Here is a 3,977-nt window from a genome sequence, read left to right as displayed (position 1 = left end):
GGGTGGGACGGTCCGCTTTTCGGCCTCGAGGACGGATACGAGTGTCGTCCTCGAGGTGAGGGACACGGGCGACGGGATCGCGTCAGACGTGCTGCCTCACGTCTTCGAGCGCTACTACCGAGGAGGCGGTGCCCGGACGAGGGGGAAGGGGACCGGACTTGGACTCGCGATCGCCCGTGCGGTCGCGGTGGCGCATGGCGGCGCCCTCGAGGTCGAGAGCGAGGTGGGCGCAGGGTCGACGTTCCGGATGACGCTGCCGGTGTAGCGGTCGCCCTCGAGGACGGGAGGTCCTCGGGGGTACTTTCCGTTCCCTCGGCTCCGTTTGTGCCACCTGCCGCCTCGATCTGTCCGCCTTATGCGTTCCTCGTACCGCCTCGCCGCGCTCGCCCTCTTCGTCGCCGGGTGCGCCTCGCAGCCTACGCTCACGTCCCAGGCCCAGACGCCCGTTCCGGCGCCCGGACCGGCGATGGTCACCGACCGTGTACCGGCCAAGACCTTGACGCTCGAGACGCTGTTTGCGAGCCCCGAGTTTTTCGGCGAGCGGTTCCAGGGCGGCCGGTGGACCGACAGCGGCGCGCGTCTGCTCTACGTCGAGGCCGACCGCGAGGCGGGGACCTCGAGCCTGGTCGAGCGTGACCTCACGACGGGCCAGACCCGGACGTTGATCGACGGCGCCAACCTGTCCCGCTCCGACGCCGACGGCCTGGTCCAGATCGAGGACTACGCCTACTCCGCCGACGGCACCAAGGCGCTCCTCTACACCGACTCCGAGCGCGTCTGGCGCCTCAACACCAAGGGCTACTACTACGTCTACGACCTCGAGGCCGAGACCGTCACGCCGGTCGCCGACCGCGCAGACGGCCTGCAGATGTTCGCCAAGTTCGACGCCGACGCCGAGCACGTCGCCTTCGTCCGCGACCGCAACCTCTACGTCGTCGACGTGGCGACGGGCGAGGAGCGGGCGCTCACGACAAACGGGACCGACGGCGGCGTCATCAACGGCACGTTCGACTGGGTCTACGAGGAGGAGTTCGGCCTGCGCGACGGGTTCCGCTGGAGCCCCGACGGCCGCTACATCGCCTTCTTCCAGCTCGACGAGTCCGGCACGCGCGACTTCACGATGCAGGACTACCGGACGCTCTACCCCGACCAGTTCACGTTCCGCTACCCCAAGGCCGGCGAGACGAACGCCGAGATCCGCGTCGGCGTCGTCGAGGTCGCGACCGGCGAGACGACGTTCTTCGACACCGACACCTGGTTCGAGGGCGGCGACGAGACCGAGTACATCGCCTCGATGGGGTGGACCCCCGACCTCGAGGACGGCTCCTCGGACGTCTGGATGCTGCGCCTCAACCGCGACCAGAACCACGCAGACCTGCTCTACGGCGATCCGGGGTCCGGCAGCATCGCCCAAGTCCTCGAGGAGGAGAACGACAGCTACATCGAGGTCGAGACCGGATTCTCGGACCTGTCCACCGGGACCATCACCTACCTCCAGGACGGCGACCACTTCGTGTGGCGCAGCGACCGCGACGGCTACAGCCACCTCTACCTCTACCAAAACGACGGCACGTACCTCCGCCAGATCACGTCCGGCGCCTTCGACGTGACCGACTTCCACGGCGTCGACGAAGCGGAAGGCGCCGCCTACGTCACCACGACGGCCGAGTCGCCGATGGAGCGGCACCTGTACCGCGTCGACCTCGAGGGCGGCGCGCCCCAGCGCTTGACGACGGGCGCCGGCTGGCACAGCGTGGACCTAAGCCGCGACTACGACTACTTCGTCGACACCTACTCGACCTCGACGAGCCCGGCCACGACGACGCTGTATCGCGGAACGGGCGAGCGCATCGAGGTCCTGGTCGACAACGCCGACCTCGAGGCGCGGATCGCGGCCTATGACCTGCCGGCCGCCGAGTTCATGACGGTGCCGGCCGCCGACGGGACGGACCTCAACGCGTACCTCGTCAAGCCGCGCGACTTCGACCCAAGCCGTGAGTACGCGCTGTTAGTCCACACCTACGGTGGACCCGGCAGCCAGGAGGTCCGCAACAGCTGGGCCGGGACCGAGCGGCTGTGGCACCACTACCTCGCCGATACCTATGGCATCCTGGTCGCAGGCGTCGATAACCGCGGGACGGGCGGGCGCGGCAAGGCGTTCAAGACGGTGACCCAGAACCGGCTCGGCATCCTCGAGGCCGAGGACCAGATCGCAGCCGCCCAGCACTTTGGCGCGATGGACTTCGTCGACGCCGACCGGATGGGCATCTGGGGCTGGAGCTACGGCGGCTACCTGTCCCTCCTCGCGATGACCTACGGCGACGGACCCGAGACCTTCAAGACGGGCGTCGCCGTCGCGCCGGTCACGTCGTGGCGCCAGTACGACACGATCTACACCGAGCGCTACCTGTCCACGCCCCAGAAGAACCCGGAGGGCTACGACCTGGGCTCGCCGACGACCTACGCGGCCAACTTGGCCGACGACCAGGACCTGCTCATCATCCACGGCGACGCCGACGACAACGTCCACGTCCAGAACACGATGGCGATGGTCGACGCGCTCCAGGCCGAGAACAAGCAGTTCGACCTGATGATCTACCCCGGCCGCAACCACGGGATCTACGGCGGCGCGACGCGGCTCCACCTGTTCACGTTGCTCACGGAGTACTTCGCGGAGAACCTGGCCGACATGGAGCTGATGGCCGTGCGGTAGCCGCCCTCGAGGTCACACGCCGCGATCCCGCTCTCGAGGACGTCGCGATCCCGCGACCTCGAGGGCGGGATGGCGACGGGCCTTTATCGAAAGCCGCGGCGGGGGATGCTCGGCCAGGCGGTCCGAAGTGGGCCGGTCTTCTGTTGCTCGAGGCAGCAGCGTCCTCGAGGTCGACGTCCCGTTGCCGACCTCGAGGCTCGGACTGAGCACGCGCCCTCGAGGACGAGTGGCGAGGCCCGGCACACGTCTCATTCCGCCTGCCCTCACGCCTTCCTCACGTCCTCGAGGTCGAAACGGCGTGCCCCGTCCCTATACTGACGGGCTCTCTTGAGCACCAACACTGCCTGTGATCGTCGCGATTGACGGACCCGCCGGGTCCGGGAAAAGCACGACTGCGCGGCGAGTGGCGGAGCGTCTCGGGTGGCTCTACCTCGACACCGGGGCCATGTACCGGGCGGTCGGCCTCGCGTTTCGCGACCGCGGCCTCCCGTTTACGGACTCGGCCGCCAAGTCACTGGTCCCCGACCTCGACGTTCACCTGAGCCCCGGTCCCGACCGTGTTCATGTCGCCCTCGACGGGGACGATGTGACCGATCGGGTCCGGACGCCCGACGCTGCGGAAGCGGCCTCGCGTGCGAGCGCTCTCGGCCCGGTCCGTGACGCGATGGTCGCCTTGCAGCGGCGCGTCGCCAGCGATCAGCCCGAGGGCGTCGGCGTGGTGGTCGAGGGCCGCGACATCGGCACCGTCGTTTTCCCCGACGCCGCCGTCAAGTTCTTTCTCGTTGCCGACCTCGACGCCCGAGCCCAGCGCCGCCTAGCGGACTTCTCGGGTGACGGATCGGATCGTGACGCCGAGGCGTTCCAGACGGTCCGAGGCGAGCTGGCTGCGCGCGACGCGCGCGACCAGGACCGGGCGATCTCGCCCCTCCGTGCGGCCGACGACGCCGTCACGCTCGACACGACGGCACTGACCATCGACCAACAGGTCGACCTCGTCCTCGATGCGGTACGCCGCGCCGGGGGCCGGAGCGGATAGCCGCTCCAGAGCGCACCCCGCGCTCATCGTTCCCGCTCAGGGTGCTGCACCGGCTTGGCCGGAGAGAGGCACCGCCCCGAGCGCTTGTTTCACCACCAAAATCCACGCGACGTCCGGTCGCCTCTCCCCGCACTCGGGATCGGACGACGACTCTCCTTTATGGCAGACACAACCAACACGACGCCCGACGAGGGCGCATCCGCCCCGTCGCTCGCGACGACCAACGCC

At 68.8% G+C, this 3,977-nt stretch carries 4 protein-coding genes; 3 read left to right on the top strand and 1 reads right to left on the bottom strand.

Annotation, left to right across the window (positions count from 1 at the left end; genetic code table 11):
* On the top strand, positions 1-265 hold a 265-nt coding region (locus tag WBA11_RS05490; RefSeq protein ID WP_424519709.1), incomplete at its 5' end, for a sensor histidine kinase.
* A gap of 90 nt (positions 266-355) precedes the next feature.
* Positions 356-2,713, top strand: coding sequence for a DPP IV N-terminal domain-containing protein (locus tag WBA11_RS05485; RefSeq protein ID WP_424519708.1), 2,358 nt, complete (start codon positions 356-358; stop codon positions 2,711-2,713).
* Between the two features lie 12 nt (positions 2,714-2,725).
* On the opposite strand, the gene WBA11_RS05480 is transcribed toward WBA11_RS05485, so the two are convergent.
* A complete protein-coding gene (locus WBA11_RS05480; protein WP_424519707.1) occupies positions 2,726-2,923 on the bottom strand; it encodes a hypothetical protein in 198 nt (65 codons plus the stop codon).
* Positions 2,924-3,059: 136 nt separating this feature from the next.
* On the opposite strand from WBA11_RS05480, the gene cmk reads away from it, so the two are divergent.
* Positions 3,060-3,749 (top strand): (d)CMP kinase, encoded by a 690-nt coding sequence (gene cmk, locus WBA11_RS05475; protein WP_424519706.1) that lies wholly within the window; start codon positions 3,060-3,062, stop codon positions 3,747-3,749.
* Positions 3,750-3,977: the final 228 nt, after the last annotated feature.

The sequence above is a fragment of the Rubrivirga sp. genome (genome assembly GCF_049648075.1).
Taxonomy (GTDB): domain Bacteria; phylum Bacteroidota; class Rhodothermia; order Rhodothermales; family Rubricoccaceae; genus Rubrivirga.
The sequence above is the reverse complement of the archived record's forward strand: the minus strand, read 5'-3'. Positions and strand labels throughout refer to the sequence as shown.